The organism is Brakhagea baltica, from assembly GCF_052161605.1.
In the GTDB taxonomy this organism is placed as follows: domain Bacteria; phylum Planctomycetota; class Planctomycetia; order Pirellulales; family Pirellulaceae; genus JBKCUI01.
Genome location: NZ_CP197409.1, coordinates 219,588 through 237,121 on the forward strand (window position 1 = coordinate 219,588; position 17,534 = coordinate 237,121).

The 17,534-nt window shown below is 48.9% G+C and carries 11 protein-coding genes; 8 read left to right on the forward strand and 3 right to left on the reverse strand.

Annotated elements, in window-relative coordinates:
* From SH449x_RS00895 to SH449x_RS00925, 7 genes are read left to right on the forward strand one after another with little or no spacing between them, the layout of a single operon-like run.
* Positions 1-687, forward strand: coding sequence for a DUF4391 domain-containing protein (locus tag SH449x_RS00895; RefSeq protein WP_482379434.1), 687 nt, complete (start codon positions 1-3; stop codon positions 685-687).
* 10 nt (positions 688-697) lie between these two features.
* Positions 698-2,641: a site-specific DNA-methyltransferase gene (locus tag SH449x_RS00900; RefSeq protein WP_482379435.1), complete on the forward strand. Its 1,944-nt coding sequence runs from the start codon at positions 698-700 to the stop codon at positions 2,639-2,641.
* Positions 2,638-3,858, forward strand: coding sequence for a PDDEXK nuclease domain-containing protein (locus SH449x_RS00905; RefSeq protein ID WP_482379436.1), 1,221 nt, complete (start codon positions 2,638-2,640; stop codon positions 3,856-3,858). The genes SH449x_RS00900 and SH449x_RS00905 overlap by 4 nt, the downstream gene beginning before the upstream one ends.
* Complete coding sequence (locus tag SH449x_RS00910) at positions 3,851-4,117, forward strand: virulence RhuM family protein (protein ID WP_482379437.1); 267 nt, start codon at positions 3,851-3,853, stop codon at positions 4,115-4,117. Before SH449x_RS00905 ends, SH449x_RS00910 begins: the two co-directional genes overlap by 8 nt.
* A complete protein-coding gene (locus SH449x_RS00915) occupies positions 4,114-7,146 on the forward strand; it encodes a type III restriction-modification system endonuclease (protein ID WP_482379438.1) in 3,033 nt (1,010 codons plus the stop codon). The genes SH449x_RS00910 and SH449x_RS00915 overlap by 4 nt, the downstream gene beginning before the upstream one ends.
* A complete protein-coding gene (locus SH449x_RS00920; RefSeq protein ID WP_482379439.1) occupies positions 7,143-8,468 on the forward strand; it encodes an SIR2 family protein in 1,326 nt (441 codons plus the stop codon). The genes SH449x_RS00915 and SH449x_RS00920 overlap by 4 nt, the downstream gene beginning before the upstream one ends.
* Positions 8,458-10,410 carry an ATP-binding protein gene (locus SH449x_RS00925; protein ID WP_482379440.1) on the forward strand — a complete coding sequence of 651 codons (1,953 nt, stop codon included), beginning with the start codon at positions 8,458-8,460 and terminating at the stop codon, positions 10,408-10,410. The genes SH449x_RS00920 and SH449x_RS00925 overlap by 11 nt, the downstream gene beginning before the upstream one ends.
* Before the next feature lie 114 nt (positions 10,411-10,524).
* On the opposite strand, the gene SH449x_RS00930 is transcribed toward SH449x_RS00925, so the two are convergent.
* Positions 10,525-10,917, reverse strand: coding sequence for a JAB domain-containing protein (locus SH449x_RS00930; RefSeq protein ID WP_482381866.1), 393 nt, complete (start codon positions 10,915-10,917; stop codon positions 10,525-10,527).
* 700 nt (positions 10,918-11,617) lie between these two features.
* On the opposite strand from SH449x_RS00930, the gene SH449x_RS00935 reads away from it, so the two are divergent.
* Positions 11,618-13,084: a hypothetical protein gene (locus SH449x_RS00935; RefSeq protein ID WP_482379441.1), complete on the forward strand. Its 1,467-nt coding sequence runs from the start codon at positions 11,618-11,620 to the stop codon at positions 13,082-13,084.
* 276 nt (positions 13,085-13,360) lie between these two features.
* On the opposite strand, the gene SH449x_RS00940 is transcribed toward SH449x_RS00935, so the two are convergent.
* Together SH449x_RS00940 and SH449x_RS00945 are read right to left on the reverse strand one after the other, a co-directional pair.
* Positions 13,361-16,732, reverse strand: a complete 3,372-nt coding sequence (locus tag SH449x_RS00940; RefSeq protein WP_482379442.1) for a TM0106 family RecB-like putative nuclease — start codon at positions 16,730-16,732, stop codon at positions 13,361-13,363.
* 185 nt (positions 16,733-16,917) lie between these two features.
* Positions 16,918-17,445 (reverse strand): JAB domain-containing protein, encoded by a 528-nt coding sequence (locus tag SH449x_RS00945; protein WP_482379443.1) that lies wholly within the window; start codon positions 17,443-17,445, stop codon positions 16,918-16,920.
* Between the last annotated feature and the right edge of the window lie 89 nt (positions 17,446-17,534).

The window sequence follows — 17,534 nt, forward strand, 5'->3', positions numbered from 1 at the left end:
ATGCTCTTTACGTACCCGCCTAAGGCGGCATTCAACCGCGTCATCCCCAAGACGAAGTTCTACGAGCATGCGAAGCCATCCCCTTCGCTGAAAGCTAGGTTCGTTTCCGAGATTTCTCAGGTGGTGTGGAGCTACAAGCTTGCCCCCGAAACGATCAATCTCCCACCGGCTGATGGAGTGCAGGAGATCCAGGTCTTTTCGATAACGCTCAAAGAGGAATCGATCGACGAGTCGGTTCTTAGGGCAATTGATCGTTCGGTCCCGTCGCCTATTATCTTTGAACTGCATCGAGTAAAGGATGCCAAGACCGTTGCTGCGTTCAAACGACCCAGCCAAGCAGACTCTAACAGTTGGGTCGTCGGTGATTATTTTGACACAGAATGGGAAGAACTCGGAAAAGAGAGATCCAGTCTCCCCTTGGCTTTGAATTTGGGTAGCCTATACGAGACGCTTCTAAAGTCGCTTGCACCAATAAAATGCCGGGTAGGCGAGACGCTCCAGCAGCTTTGCGAGCGATACGCATCGATTTGCAGCAAGCAATCCGAGAGGATGAAGCTAGAAGGCAAGCTAAAAGCGGAAAAACAATTCAACAGGAAGGTCGAGCTCAACTCCGCACTCAGGCGGATTGAGAATGAGTTAGATGAATTATTGTCTTCGACCGCACAGATATCGAACACGACGGAATGAATGGTGAGTCATGGAAAAACTGAAGATGCACAGCCCTGATCTGACGCAAGAGAATATCGCAAAGCTTTTAGAGCTGTTTCCGAATTGTGTTACGGAAGCTAGGGCAGATGATGGATCTATTAAGAAGGCGATCGATTTTGACCTGTTGCGGCAGGAGTTGTCGGATTATCTAGTCGAGGGGCCGAGAGAGCGGTATCACCTGAACTGGCCAGGCAAGGGGGAGGCATTGCTAGCTGCTAATGCGCCTATTGCAAAAACACTTAGGCCCTGCCGCGAGGAAAGTGTTGACTTTGACGTAACAAGAAACGTCTTCATCGAAGGGGACAATCTCGAAGCGCTTAAGCTGTTGCAAGAAACCTATTTGAACAGAGTGAAGCTGATTTATATCGACCCTCCGTATAATACCGCAAACCAATTTTTATACGATGACGATTTTGCTTTGGACAGTGAAACGTATTTTCGTCGTTCTATGCAAGTTGATTCAAATGGAAATAGGTTGGTTGCAAACTTCGAATCCAACGGTAGGAGACATTCAGACTGGCTGAGCTCTCTAAAGCCTCGATTGCGACTTGCACGTAACTTGCTTCGAGAGGATGGGGCTATCTTCATCTCAATTGATGACAATGAAGTTCATAATCTTATTCACATCTGCGATGAAGTGTTTGGAGAACACAATTTCCTTGGCCTGATTCCTGTTATAACGAACATGAAAGGACGTAATGACAAGGAGTTTCACGCACAAATTCACGAGTATCTTGTTGCTTACCAAAGAATGGCATTCTCTTGCAATGGTCTTTCTTTAAGTCCGGAAAAGCGAGCAGAATACGATCAAGTAACTAACGATGGCAGGCGTTTTCAATGGCGGGATTTGCGAAAGAGAGGAGGTGCTGATACTCGGCGCGAACGTCCAAACCTTTATTACCCAATCTTTATTGACCCTGAAACTGGGAGCGTTGCTCTTCGAGGCGACGGACGGCATGTAATTGAAACGTATCCTGTCAAATCAAACGGAGAGGACGGTCGTTGGAGGTGGGAGAAGGAAACGTTGCGAAAAAGATTGGCTATCGTGGCTGGTCGCCCAGTAAAGGGGAAGGACAAGTGGAATGTGTCGTATCGTGTTTTCATTGATGATCCTGAAATGGGTGAGCGGCGTGAGAAACCGAAGTCGGTTTGGATCGGCACCGAGTTTTCGACTGACGCCGGAACAAAAGCTGTGAATTCTTTGCTTCCAGGGGTCAATGCAAAGGAACTCACTCCCAAATCAGTTGGCTACTTGCGTAGAATCATTGAGTTGGCAACCGACAGATCTGACATTATCTTGGATTTTTACGCGGGTACTGGAACCACCGCTCACGCAATGTTCGATATCAATCAAGACGATGGCGATTCTCGCAGATTTGTTTTGGTTCAACTTGCGGAAGCGTGTGAGGAGGGGAGTGATGCCTTAAAAGCTGGGTTTAAGTCAATAGCTGAGATCGCTAAGGAACGCATCCGCCGTGCGGGCAAAAGGATCAGGGAAAATGCTTGTCTTCAAGGTTTAAGCGTTGACGTGGGATTCCGTGTACTAAAAATTGACACATCCAACATGAAGGATGTCTACTACAAACCCGACGTTCTGCAGAAGGACGATCTATTCGCTCATATCGACAATATCAAAGGAGACAGGTCTCCAGAGGATCTCCTCTTCCAAGTCCTCCTCGACTGGGGCGTGGATCTAAGCCTCCCAATCAGCAAAGAGAATATCGAAGGCAAGACAGTATTCTTCGTCGACCAAAACGCTCTCGCTGCCTGCTTCGATACCGGTATCACCGAGGAGATGGTCAAGAAACTCGCTACCCGCAAGCCGCTTCGCGTTGTCTTCCGAGACTCCGGATTCAGCAGCGATGCAGTGAAGATCAATGTCGAGCAGATCTTCAAGCTCCTATCCCCTGACACCGAGGTGAAGGTGATATGACAAATGGGAAGGACGAAGGCGGAAGGATGAAGGGTGAAAAGGGACTTATGCAGCCTAGCCTGGAAGGACTTTTTCAACGTGTGGTTGCCATTCTGGATCAGGCCCGAAGCAATGTCGCTCGCTCAGTAAATACCAATATGGTGCTGGCTTACTGGCTAATTGGTCATGAGATCGTGCAAGAACTGCAAGGCGGCCAGGAGCGAGCGGAATACGGGAAACAGGTTATTGAAAACTTGTCTGCTCGACTGACCGAAAGGTATGGCCGAGGTTTCTCAACGACCAATCTTTGGTATTTTCGGCAGTTTTTTCAGGTGTATTCGTCCCGCATGGAGATTCTCCACCCGCCGGGTGGAGAATCTGGAACGGGCGACATTCTCCACATGACGGGTGGAGAATTGATTTCTACGATAGAAAGTCGCCCGTCGGGTGAGCAGTCCCAGCACCCATTCTCGCCACTGCTCTCTTGGTCACATTACCGCGCACTAATGCGTGTGCAGGATACAGAGGCCCGAGATTTCTATGAACGTGAGGCCGCCGAATGCGGTTGGACCAAATCGCAACTCGAAAGGCAGATTCAATCGTCGTACTTCCAAAGAATCATCGCTAATCGCGGCAAGGCTGGCTTGGTAGCGAACGACCGGGAACGTCTGCCTGGGGAGCCTTCACCTGCCGAATCAATCCTCAAGACTCCCTTCGTTCTCGAGTTTTTGGGGCTCCCCGATTCACCGAGCTTGCATGAGAGTGATCTGGAGCAAGCAATTATCGACAACCTGCAATCGTTCCTTCTGGAACTTGGAAAAGGGTTCTGCTTTGTTGCTCGTCAAAAGCATATCCGTTTCGACGACGATGACTTTTATATCGACCTTGTCTTTTACAACTATATCCTCAAGTGCTTCCTGTTGATCGACCTGAAGATTGGAAAACTCACGCACCGTGATATTGGCCAGATGGACGGATACGTGCGTGCATTCGAGGATCGATACAAGGTCCTAGGCGATAATCCCACCATCGGCTTAATCCTTTGCTCGGATAAATCCGAGGCGGTAGCTAAGTACTCGATCCTGAGTGAGGCGAAACAAGTATTTGCATCCAAGTATGTTCAATTTCTTCCAACTGAGGAGGAGCTAAAGCTCGAACTCCAGCGGGAACGAAAGCTCATTGAATCAGCATTGGAGGAACGCAGGGAGAGGCATTCTACGGAGTCTGAGAATGAGTAGTTTGCGAGAACAGCCGTCAGAGGGAGAACTGATCTTCTACCAAACTCCAGAAGGCAACGTCCGTGTCGAAGTGCTCTATGAGATGGAGACGTTTTGGCTTAACCAGAAGCGGATCGCAGAGCTTTTTGGGGTCCGTGTTCGCACCATCAGTGAGCACCTTTCGAACATTTACGAGGCCGGAGAGCTCAATCGGGAGGCAACTATCCGGAAAATCCGGAGAGTTCAAATGGAAGAAAATCAAGAGGTTCGAAAGGCATGAAGCTGCAATTTAAGAAACAGACCTACCAAGCCGCATCCGTCGAAGCAGTCGTCGATTGCTTTCAAGGCCAGCCGAAATCAACAGGAGTCAAATACCGAGTTGATCCAGGTCGTGCAAAGGAGCCGCAGCAATCATTGCCAAATTTTGATGAAGTCAGTGGCTTCAAGAACTCATCCATTGCGATACCCCTCTCTCGAGTACTTGAGAATGTCCAATCGGTGCAGCGTCGGCAAAATCTCCCGATGTCAACTAAACTGGTTAGCTCCAGCGTCTGCCCGATCAACTTGGACATTGAGATGGAGACCGGTACGGGTAAAACGTACTGCTACATCAAGACGATGTTCGAACTCCATCAGCAGTATGGTTGGAGCAAGTTTATCGTGGTGGTTCCAAGTATTGCTATTCGTGAAGGAGTGAAAAAATCCTTTCAGATCACCGCCGACCATTTCTTGGAGGAGTACGGCAAGCGAGTTCGTGTATTCATCTATAACTCTAAGAGCTTACACGAGATCGAGAGCTTCTCATCCGATGCAGGTATCAACGTGATGATCATCAACGTTCAAGCCTTCAATGCAACAGGAAAGGATGCAAGACGTATCTACGAGGAGCTCGATGACTTCCAATCTCGAAAGCCCATCGATGTCATCCAGGCAAATCATCCGATCCTGATTCTGGATGAACCCCAAAAGATGGAAGGGAAGAAGACAGTTGATTCCCTAGCCAAGTTTAATCCTTTGATGATCCTTCGTTACTCGGCAACCCACAAAACGGAACACAACAAGATCTACCGCCTGGATGCGTTGGATGCCTACAACCAAAAGCTGGTAAAAAAGATCGCAGTCAGGGGGATTACGGTCAAAGGACTAACGGGAACCAACGCGTATCTCTACGTGGGTGGTATCCAGGTTTCTACTACCAAGCCACCTATGGCCAAAGTCGAACTGGAGATCAAACAAACAAGCGGCATCAAACGAGTCCACCGAAACCTTTCACGAAACGACAACCTCTACGACCTCTCGGGAGGCTTGGAACAGTACAAAGGTTTCGTGATCTCAGATATTGACGCTACGAAGGACACCGTGAGCTTCTCAAACGGTGTAGAGCTTCAAGCAGGGGAGGCAACAGGGGACGTAAACGAATCGGCCCTACGGAGAATCCAGATTCGCGAGGCCATTCGAGCCCACTTTGAAAAGGAGCAGATTCTCTTCGGTCAGGGGATCAAGGTTCTTACCTTGTTCTTCATCGACGAGGTCGCCAAATACCGTCAGTACGATGAGAACGGCGAGAAGGCTGGCGAGTACGCTCAAATGTTTGAGGAGGAGTACCAGAGCCAATTGCAGGAAGTCCTGACGATGTTTGGCGACGAGTACGACCGATACCTACAGGGGATCCCAGTTAGTAAGACACACAACGGCTATTTCTCCATCGATAAAAAGACCAATCGGCTCGTCGATCCGGACTTCAAAAAGACCGGAGAAACGAAGGGGGAAACAGACGATGTAGACGCCTACGATTTGATTCTCAAGGACAAAGAGCGACTTCTCTCGTTCGAAGAGCCAACGAGGTTCATCTTTTCGCACTCCGCTCTGCGTGAGGGTTGGGACAATCCCAACGTATTTGTCATCTGTACCTTAAAACACAGTGACAACACCGTATCTCGTAGGCAAGAAGTGGGGCGTGGAATGCGACTCGCGGTAAATCGTCATGGAATCCGCATGGACGATCCCGCTACGGTCCATCAAACCAACGTGCTGACGGTTGTCGCCAGCGAGAGTTATCGCGATTTCGTGAGCGCATTGCAGCGTGACATAAGCGACTCTCTCTCAGCCCGTCCAAGATTTGCGACCAAGGAGTTCTTCACCGGCAAGGTTCTTAAAACGCCGGAAGGGGACATCCCCGTTACACCTCAAATCGCAAACCAGATATACCGCTATCTTGCGAAAAACGACTACACGGATGAAAGCGATCGAATAACTCAAGCGTATCATGATGCAAAAAAGTCAGAGACCTTAGTGCCTCTACCAGAGGAGCTTGCTCCATTTGCGGAGCAAGTCTTTCAACTAGTCGATAGCGTCTTTAGTGACGCTCAAGTTCCCGAGATAGAAGACGATCGAAAGCTAAAATCCAATCCGCTCAGCTCGAATTTCCACAAGAAGGAGTTTCAGGAGCTTTGGAACCGAATCAATAGGAAAGCGGTCTATTCGGTTCACTTCGACACCCAGGAGCTTATCCAAAAGTGCATTCGAGTACTCGATCGAGACCTCAATGTATCCCAGCTAATGTACACAGTTCATCGAGGTGAGCAAAAAGATGCTTCCACCTACGATGAAATCAAGCAGGGGGAGGCATTCGTCCTTAAAGAGACCGACACAGAATCCGAGAAAGTTTCGATACACTCAGCGGTCGAATACGATTTAGTCGGCAAGATTTCCCAGGATACTCAGTTAACGCGGCGAACCATTGCCGCAATCCTACAGGGCATTAGCCAACCTGCCTTCGGTCAATACCGGATGAATCCAGAGGATTTCCTCTCCAAAGCGACGATACTCATCAATGAACAAAAGGCGACTGTCATCGTCGAGCACTTGGCCTATGACATGGTAGATGAACGCTACGACAGCGATATCTTCACCCGTGAAAAGCCGAAAGCGGATTTCAGTAAAGCTCTCCCCGTCAACCGCCACGTCTACGAGTACATTTTTACAGACTCCAAGAACGAGCGTGATTTCGTTCACGAGTTAGACACGAGCATAGAGGTCGTCGTCTACGCTAAGCTCCCCAAGAGCTTTCACATCCCAACACCCGTCGGCAACTACAACCCCGACTGGGCGATAGCCTTCCAAGAAGGCACTGTAAAACACGTCTACTTCATCGCCGAAACGAAAGGTTCGATGTCATCCATGGAACTTAGAAAAATCGAAGAGTGCAAAATCGACTGCGCTCGCAAGTTCTTCAGCAAGATCACTTCGGACCAGGTCAAGTACGATGTCGTGAACAACTACGGTAAGTTGATGGAGCTCGTAAAATGACCAATGCAAACAGCATGGAACCGGCGAGGGATAAGCAGGTTCATCGCTTCAAATTTTTGAAAGGCGCTGAAGATATCTTTTCGAGCGTTACAGACTTTGATTGGAACCAATCAGCCGCGAAGACTCGGGATTTTCTTGGCGATGCGATGAATGCGAGGAATCTATCTTTCTTGCTCGGCTCAGGCTGCTCGTCGTTCAGGCTCGATGATAAGGAAGTTGGCATACCAACAATGGCTCCTTTGGCAACAGAGTTCTTGCAACTACAGGACGAAGAATTGCATGCAACCCTACCAACAAAAAAAGAAGCAGAGGCGATTAATGTAGCACTCGGTATCGATATAACCGATAAACAATATTCAAAGAATCTTGAGCGGCTTATGGAGGTTTTGTTTACCGCTCAATACCTACTCAAGCAAAGCTCAAGCGCGAGCTTGCTAGCTTGCACCACGACAATAGATAAGCTGATTGACAAAATTGCGGCGTTCATTCGCGGTAAATGTACCACAGGAACATCTGTCGACGAGTCAAATCCAGTTGCGTCTCTGTACCAAGCGTTCTACCGCAGGCTTATCTTCCGAGACCGAAATCTGCCTCAACCATGGGTCTTTACGACCAACTACGATCTTTTCAACGAGGTCGCGCTCGATCGTCTAGGAACCCCGTACTGCAACGGCTTCTCGGGAACGGTTGAACGTAGGTTTAACCCCGCGGTCTATCGCTATTCACTTGCTGAGCAGCTCGATATTTCGAACCGGAAATGGACATCGGTCGATGGATACATCTATCTGTGCAAGCTACATGGATCTATCAATTGGGTCGAAGAGGGAAAGGGACTGTTTCCAATTCGTGAAGTAACGATCAAGGATTCTTCTACTTCTAGGGTTATGATCTACCCAACGCCTACCAAACAGAACGCAAGCTTTGGCGCTCCGTATTCTGATCTTTTCCGAGAGTTCCAATCACGAGTCGTGCGTGAACAAAGTGTATTGGTTGTCCTTGGTTATAGCTTCGGTGATGAGCATATAAACAACCTAATCTTTCAGGCATTGACCGTACCGACTTTTCGGTTGGTGGCCTTTGTCGATACGGACATCGAAGGTGTCGTGCAAAAATTAAAACAGCTGCGCGACCCGCGAATATGGTTGATCGGCGGAAGTGGTCCAGATAGCACTAGAAAAGCACATTACTTCAACACATTCGTAGAGTCCTTCATGCCAGAACCGCCAGGCAGCCGTGTTGAACAAGCCGTTGAACGCGTGGTTGCAGAACTCCTGAGCCGAACAGCGGCAGCCGGTGCAGCGGGAGACAGCCGTGAAAAGTGATGACAGTCGTCGAGCCATTGGAAAGTTAATCTCAGTGGCGGCTGATAAATTCGTTGTCGAGCTACACCGAGGAACGGAGAATTTTACCGTTGTTGGTTTCGATGATGTTCATTATGTCGCAAGGCTAGGTTCCTTTGTGATCCTACCGATTCCCGCAGCTTATGTTGTTGCCGAAATCGTCGGATTGAGAGACAAAGATGCCGTTTCAATGAGACATGCAGACATTGCGGGCGCAGAACTTGAGAAGGCGACCGCTGCCAAGTATCTGGACCTGGTCCCGCTCGGAACGTTGCCTTTGGAGGACAATAAAGAGTTTTCTTTCGGCGTCTCCGTGTTTCCGTCTCTCTACGCCGACGCTTTATATGTTCTTGATTCGGAGCTGGATCGCATCTTTGATGTGGCTCAGGCCGTTGAAGGATCAACGTCAGCCGTTAACCCTAACGCTACACGGTACAAAGCACTCACAATCGGCAAGTCGGTGATTTTCCAAGATTATGATGTAAAATTTCGAGTGGACTCGTTTTTCGGAGGCCACTCCGCAATACTAGGAAACACAGGCAGTGGCAAGTCTTGCACTGTCGCTACGATTCTTCAGTCGCTGTTTAACAAGTCAGACGAACATATCGCAAGGGGAGCAACCTTTGTCGTTTTGGATGTAAACGGAGAATACACGCAAGCTTTTTCCCAGCTACCCAATGAGATTCGTCAGACCCATTTTTATGTCAGCGGCAGTAACAATGCGGAGATACGTGAACGACCAAAGACAAGTCATTCTTTCTGGCTGCCTCACTGGTTTATGTCCGTCGAAGAGTGGGAGTTGCTACTTCGAGCCAGTGAAAGAACTCAACAGCCAGTTCTTCGAACCGCACTCGGGATGACATCACTTTTTGCCACGGACGACGATGGTTCACTTACAGAACTAAAGGATCATATACTTGCTTCATGTTTTCGTTGCATTTTGCAAAGTGATGCAAACTCCGCTGCAAAGGCGAATCGGATCAGTTCGCTCTCTGCTTCGTATCCGACCGCGAAGCTCAATAACCGCACCCTCGGCTCACTTTTAGCGGTGGATTACGGTGATTTTACACAGATTGATCGGCTCAACACGCTTTTAAGTGGGTGCATACGTGATAATGTTTCTATACCTGGCTACTCCTACAAAGCATTTGCCTTTGAAATGCTGGGTGAGGCTTTGGAGCTCGCCTTGCTGTACGAGGAGTCGCATGGCAACAAGCAGATACGCGACTACTGCGCGCAGATGATCACGCGATACAAATGGATTAAGGATCGAGAGGAATTTGCTTTTCTGCGTCATTCTCCAGACGAAATGGCTGTACATCAGTGTAGGCAGGAAGATTTTGTTGATTGCCTGATCGGAAAAAGACAGGTACAAAAGGACGATTTGCGTCAGTCACAGTTGATTATTCTCGACATGAACGATGCCGTTGATGAGGTAGTGGAAGTTGCATCCGCCGTAATTGCAAGGCTCGTTTTCGAGAGGTTACGAAGGTGCGAACCTCGCAATAGTTATCCTGTACATGTAATTTTGGAAGAAGCACATCGATATGTTTCTGAACGCAAATCGGGCTTCGCAATGGATGCAAGCCGGGTTTTTGAACGCATAGCTAAAGAGGGGCGAAAGTATGGTATGTTCCTTATCGTTGCGTCTCAGCGCCCTAGCGAATTGTCATCTACAGTTCTTTCGCAGTGTTCGAACTTCGTTGTGCACAGGATCCAGAATCCTGACGATTTAACTCACATCCGGCAGATGACGCCGTTCATTTCAGACAGTGTACTTAGGCGGCTTCCGTCACTTCCGAAGCAGCACGCCCTTGTATTTGGCTCCGCCGTGAACCTTCCAACAACTTTTCGCGTTCGCGATGTTTCACCACGCCCCAAGAGCGATGACGCGCGAATTCGTGATCTTTGGTTTAGGGACTAGGAACACGGCTAGCTCAATTTGCTTGCTATGATTGGCAAGCCCGCAATGATGCCAAGCACAATGACTTTGTAGCAGTGGAAAAGGAGGGGGAGGGAAGATTGCATATGTGTTGGGCTAGCACTCCCGAATCGACCTAACTTCGCCCGTCCCGTCCCCATGAATGATATGATCAAGCACAGCGATACCCAGCAGTTTACCGGCCTCGGTTAGTCGGTCTGTAACGAGCACATCCTCGCGACTTGGCTCCGGGTTCCCTGACGGATGGTTGTGTGATAGCAGAATGGCAGCGGAGCCTTCGATAAATGCAGGTTTGAAGACCTCCCGCGGATGAACGAGGGACGCATCCAGTGTCCCGACTGTCACTTTGACCACGCATTGGACTCGGTGCTTGGTATCGAGACACGCTACGACAAACTGTTCTTGGTCGTTGGCAGCATGGTGCTTACAGTAGTTTTTAAGTAGATGCTTGGCATCATCCGTAATCGTGATGATTGGTCTTTCTTGGATCGCACCATCTTACACTAGGAACACTCCCTTAACCGAGGCAAAAGGATCCGGTACCTCAAACGAAGGGAAAGACGAATGCGCCAAGGACTGCTCCATTGATGCCGATCTTTCGAATTGGAATTGTAGCTGTCTCAATTCCCCCAAAGGGGTTTTGCTAGCCTTTCAGTCGTTCTGTCTTTCAAAATACTGCTTGAGTCGCATTGCCACTCGAGATAAATGGGGGGCTTGAACTATCTCAGCATGATTCCATCTGAATGAGTCGTTTCAAACTCCAGCTCGTACGCATCCTACTTATTCGTGACATTGTCACGCCATACTCTATAGGAACATTTTGAACGAGAGGATAGTACGATATCAGCCGCGATGTATGTTACTAACCCTGCTGCTCAATTGCACGCATCGGCCTACCTCACTAATCGTTCATGGGATCATAATTCTGAACAGCAGAGTCCGTTTATCTTTGATTTCCGAAAAACCTGGTTTTGATAGGAAAAATCGTGGGCTAGCTCAATCGAACCATAAGGGTGGCAAACATAGTCATATTGCCGTCAAATTTTAAGTGTCAGTCCGTCGCAAGGCGCGGCATTTTCACCTACAATGTCGACGGTTTTACGGGAGCACACGCTGTGAGACACCTTACAATAATCTCCCGATCCGGCTTTGTTCCCCGATAAAACTCCTACACGATTAGGATCTGCCCATGCTTACCCAGCAACCACGCCGAAAGTTCTTCGTTTTGTTAGCCTTTATGCTTAGTTACTTGCCGCAAAATGCATTCGCTCAAAAGCCGAATCACGTAAAGCTATATGAATACGCTCAAGGTATCATGGAGGAGGAAAGAAGATTCAACGAGGCGAAGAAGATTACACTGGTCCCCCTGCCCATTGCAGAGGCAGTCCCATCCCAACCAGAGAGGCTGGATATTGACAGGCTGAATACTGGTTTGTCAGGTCGCCTTTGGCCAATGCAGTTTACACAACTCAGAGGCGGTGCAATTCTGTTCAAAGTTCTTAGTGTTCCTGATGACAAGAATACAATTCTAATCAATCGCGCCGGGAAAGTAATCTGGCTCGAAGGCTACCCAACTAATGAACTTGTAGACGGCGATAGCGTCGTAATCCTTGACTACGTAAAGGTAGTCGGCACCAAACAGTATCGAACCGTCGGTGGAGCGGATTCAAAGGTGTGGGCGATACAGTTACTACCAAAGGAGGAAACAGCAAAGAGGCTTCAAGCTGACCGAGCTCAGCAAAAGCTCGTGGTTGATCCGCTTGACAAGGAAACGGGATTTCGAGAATGGGTTCAGAAAGACCAGAAAAAGACGATGGGACGATTCGTAGAAATGAAGTCCGCTAATGTATATGTACAATCAAAAGACGGTAAAATCACTCCGATCAAGTTTGGCACGCTTGTAGATAGTGACAAGTTGCTCGCGAGAAAACTACAAGCAACCAAAGATGCTGAGAAGGCCACCCAACCAATACAAGAAAGTTCGAAACTCGGTGACAGCCAAGAATCAAATTCATTTCCAGGAAAAAGGCAGAGATGGAACAATGTCTCGTATCGAACGTACATTTTTTATACCGATGAACGTAGGTGGTCGAACGTCGACAGCGAAACAGGGAAACACCTCTCTTACATGGAGTTTCGCACCCAAACACCAGAATACGTCGAGTTATTCAATCTAGACCCACTGAGAAAAGATTTGCTCCGACTCTACAATGACCGACTTGAGTGTAAGCACGGGGATAAATGGGTTGTGATTGGATCTGGGAACTGGGATATCCCACCAGACTCGTCACCCGTCAGAACTCCGACTCGAACAAGCAGCTCGGATGTTTCTGCTGAGATTAAAGACGTGAAAATTGTCACTGAGACAAGTCCAACTGGTAAGCGAATACGCGTGGTAAAGGTCGCCTGGAAAAACACGGGTACGAAGCCCATTCGCGCACTAGATGGAAACTTCTTCATAAATGACAACACAGGAACTCTGCCCGCTAAATTCGAATACAGCATTTTCGCATGTTCAAATCTTGAACCCGGCGTTAAGCCAGGGGAAGATTTCGTTTTAGCGACCGGGGGGTTCGTGTTACCTGAAGGATGCACCGCCGATCGAGCCAAAGTTGAGATAACGAACGTTCAGGAACAATCTAACTTTGGAAATTAAGCAGGCTCTCAGACAGTGATACACGCGACTGATAAAGACTTCGCCCCCCCCTACTGGAGTCACTTAAGAACTCTGGGGAGCAATCCAGTTGCGTCCATCAAATACTCTTCCCGAACGACTAATGAGATGACGATTCAGCTGTAGGAGTGACATTGTCACGCTTTAGCCTCTTGCTAAATTTAGGATAGGGGGAACCGCAATAGCACGGGCAAAGTTTGGGATAACGGCTGCGGACTATTTGTTCAATAGGTTGCGATCCAGCCTCATTTATCTCGTTCAGGCTCTCATCCCGAACTCACCAACGCGACACAAACCATTCGCCATCTTCATCTGCTCGGGGGACGAGCAAGATGGAGCGAGTAGCAATGGACTGCCAACGACTATAGCAAGACACTTGGCGCGACTGGTCGCTACGTTCATCCGGTTTCTGTTGAGAAGGAAGGTTACCCCACGGGGGGCGTCTTCGATCGAGGAACTGGTCATCGAGTAAATCACAATAGGTGCTTCTTGACCTTGGAACTTATCGACCGTCCCAATTCGAGCCCCTTGCGGTAGGGAAAGTCGCAACGCATTCACTTGTGAGTTGTAAGGAGCCACGATCAGGATGTCCCTCAACGTGATGTCTTTTTTAACTCCATCCCGATCAACCCAAGAAAAGCCTCCGGAAAGATATTGATCGACCAGCTTCCTAACTTCTTCGACTTCCTCTAGTGAGTGATTTTCGTTACCCGTGTGCATGACCGGCAAAAATCGTAAACCAAAACTTTCCTTTCCTCCGGCACTTAGTATCTTTTGTTGATCGAGCCCCTCTTTGCTTCTCAACCGTCCGTCGTAGTAGAGCTCTGATGTAAAGCGACAAATCTCCGGATGCAAACGCCACGTGTCTTCTAAAAACAGACCCGCATTAGCGGAGATGGTGGAATTGTCTCCTAGTACGTGACTTAGAGCTGCCACGCCTGATCCATGCGGATGGCTACCTTGCTGCGGTTGTTCTAGTTGCTGTGGATCACCTAACAACACAATGTTCCTCGCTGATTGCCCGGCTGCAAGAGCCATTGCAAGCGACATTTGACCGGCCTCATCAATGAATAAGAAGTCCAGCTGCTCGCTCATCGCAGGGTCACTCCACAGCCAAGCTGTTCCTCCAACGACACACCCACTATCCAGGTAAGCAATCGAATCGGCTTTTTTTTTTGCAAGTTGAACTGTTTCTGGGAAGTCACTGCCGGGTTCGGATATCTGGTGTGCCGCATTCACCCGCGATTCGCTCATCTCGATTACTTTGCTGAGAAGATTCAGTATGACTTTATGGCTCACAGCGGTTACGCCGACGCGATAACCAGCCTGAGCGAGAGCAATAATCATGGTGCTGCCGACGTGAGTCTTGCCCGCTCCGGGAGGCCCCTGGATGGCAAGATAGCTATGGTCGAGATCCAACGCCAACTTGGCTGCAATCTCAGATATCTCTCCGTCTAGTGGGAGACTTAACGTCTTTAGTCTTGGTAATCGTCTGGCCAGTAGGTCAAATGTTGCCGATGGGGGAACCGATTGCGTTGGGGTACTCTTAACTAACTTCTTCCCAAGCTCTAAGAGTGCCTGTGGCATGCAACCAGGGCTGATGCTTTTAAAGGAGAATACATCGGATGGACGGGCTTCCAAAGTTGCTTTTGTCTTCTTGATATCGATTGTTTTAGCCTCTAGGTCAAGGCCATCAACCTTACCGATTTTGTTGCCTGCCGAATCATAAACATCGTCACCGATGTCCATCGCCACTTCCTGTTCAGGGAAGGAATACCGATGGGATGGAATTCGCGACTTACCGATCAGGGGCAATTCCGAAACATGTTGCAGACTAGCGATCGCTGCGCGTTCATAAAACAGGTCGTCTGGATTCAAGTCTCGCAAGCGGAAAAATTCCCACCAGGCTACCTTTTGCTCTCGTCTAAAGTACTCAAGCATGTGCGCAAGAAGCCATCGGCAACTCTCAAACTCATCTTGCGGGCCGTCTTCGATGCCCTGAATAAGGCTTTCAAAAACCTGTTTCGTCTCATTTGCAACATCAAGAGCCTGGGGATTAGCATCGTGCTGCTTTACGACTCGACGCGGTACTGTTTGGTTCTGCTCCTCAAATTGCAACCTAATCAGTTCAAGCCACTCACGAAGAGCCAACGTAGATTGACAGTCATCTTCGTTGTACCGCTCAACTGATTCTTTAGCGTCGCTACCAATCTGCTCGACGATATCCAACTCGATTAGGCGTTCAACGATGCTTAATGAGTAACGCGCTTGGTCTAAGGATTCTTTTCGCTTGAATCCGTAAAACTGTTCCATCTGCTTGATCGAATAGCTTTCGACGGAAGCACGAATCGATTGCTTAACGATTGAGTACAAGTCCACAAATCGTTCCGCACGAAGGATGTCGTCCAATTCATCTTCATACGTTGCATGCTCCAGTGCCAAACGCTTCAGGGCGGATGGCTCATAGGGCGCATAGTGGTAAATAAACATCTCTGGATACTTCTCGATGCGGTCAACGAGATACTGCATAAAGGCTTGAAAGTTTGCTTTTTCCTGAGCTTTGTCTAGTGCCCACAATGCAACATACCTTGGTTTCCTGGAGTTTATCTCTACGTAGCCGAGCAAATACTCAAGACCATTGTTCAATGCTCTCGGATTACCCTCGATATCAAAGAATATGTCACCTGGGTTAGGTTGTGGGAGTAGACAGAAGCCTTTTGATGGTTCGAAGGTTTCGAATTCAAACTCGGGCCGACCGTTGGACCGACCTTTCATCTGTACCTTTGCTTGAAGGTGCACCTTGGTTAGAGATTCGAGTGAACCGCGTTTTGGCCTTCCGGGGTGTGGAGTAGGGGATGAAGCGAAATCCTGCAGTCGTTTGATACCAATCTCGTGCAGTTCGATAAGCTGTGATTTTCGTATTCCTGCTACGAATCCCAGATGATCATCATTTCTAAGTTGCGACTCGCATGTACTTGACCATTTACAAACCTCGCAGTGGGAGCATGGCTGGGGATAACTTTCGGAGACCTTTTGCTCGCCGATGAACTCTAGGAAACGTTTCTTTGCCATTCGATAGTATGCGCCGAAGTCATGTATTCGATACGATTCGGTGTCAAACGGCTTTCCGGGCTTGATTACATGAAACCTGATCGGCTCCACGCCTTGGATCTCTGCGAGTAACTCGCTGTACAGACAGAGTTGCATCACCGTTGCGGCCTTTGTCGTCGAAGACAGCTTCGTGTCAGCAACTTCGTACGACCAAGGTCCGAATTTAGAAGGCGACTCGACTTTAATGAGGAAGTCGGCCTTTCCCTGCCAGGGGGCGCTACCCATAAACGCTTGGTAGATTACGTCTGCACCTGCCGTCATAGCAGAGTTCAAAGCCACATGATCCTGGGCACCGTTTAATTCGACGACTATTTTTCCGGCCTGCTTCTGACTCTCAAGGTATTTTTGTTCGTGGATATGACCAAGCTCAATGAGTAGATCGAGTGTGGGATTAAAGCCGAACGCCGGGGTTGCTCCGGACTCCAGAGAAAGCAGGTCAAGGTTTGTAAGGTGTGAGCAAGCAACATGGCCAGCAAGGTCGGACGGAGAACAGAACAGTTGGCCTTTTTCTTTGTGCATCGTTTTTCGTAAGTGGACGTAATTTGAAGTGTAAAAGCGAATACGACGCCACTAGTGTAACAGCACTAGGCACGAGATTCCAAACAATCGTTGCTTGGTTTGGCTGGTGAACAGCGAGAACTAGCCATCTTGGCCTCTGGTCGGTGCGAACATCTATCGGCTGGAGCTTCAATTCGAGAGAATTTTTATGACTCCCGTAACGACCGCACCTCCCCCGTCCCATCCCCATGAATGATGTGGTCAAGCACATTGATGCCTAACAGTTTACCTGCCTCGGTTAGCCGGTCGGTAACAAGGATGTCCTCGCGACTGGGCTCGGGATTCCCTGAGGGGTGGTTGTGCGATAGCAGAATAGCTGCCGAGCCCTCGATGAATGCGGGTTTGAAGACCTCACGCGGATGAACGAGGGAAGCATCGAGCGTCCCAACTGTCACTTTGACCACGCACTGAACTCGGTGCTTTGTGTCGAGACACGCTACGATGAACTGCTCCTGGTCGTTGGCTGGGTGACGCTTCCAGTAGTTCCTGAAAAGCTGCTTGGCGTCCTCGGTGTTGTTGATAATGGGCCGCTCCTGGAGCGAGGCCTCATATACGAGGGATACTCGCTTTACAGACGCAAATGGGTCCCCTTGGCTCCGGGCAGGAAGCGACAGCTGAGCCAGCGACTGCTCTGAGGGCTGTGGTTTTTCAAACTGTAATTGCAGCTGCCTCATTCTCCTCCAAGGAATCTTGCAAGCCACGGTACCAAGTGTTTTTTCGATTAGGATTTTTACTAATTCCCGGGCGCTACTCAATAAGCCGC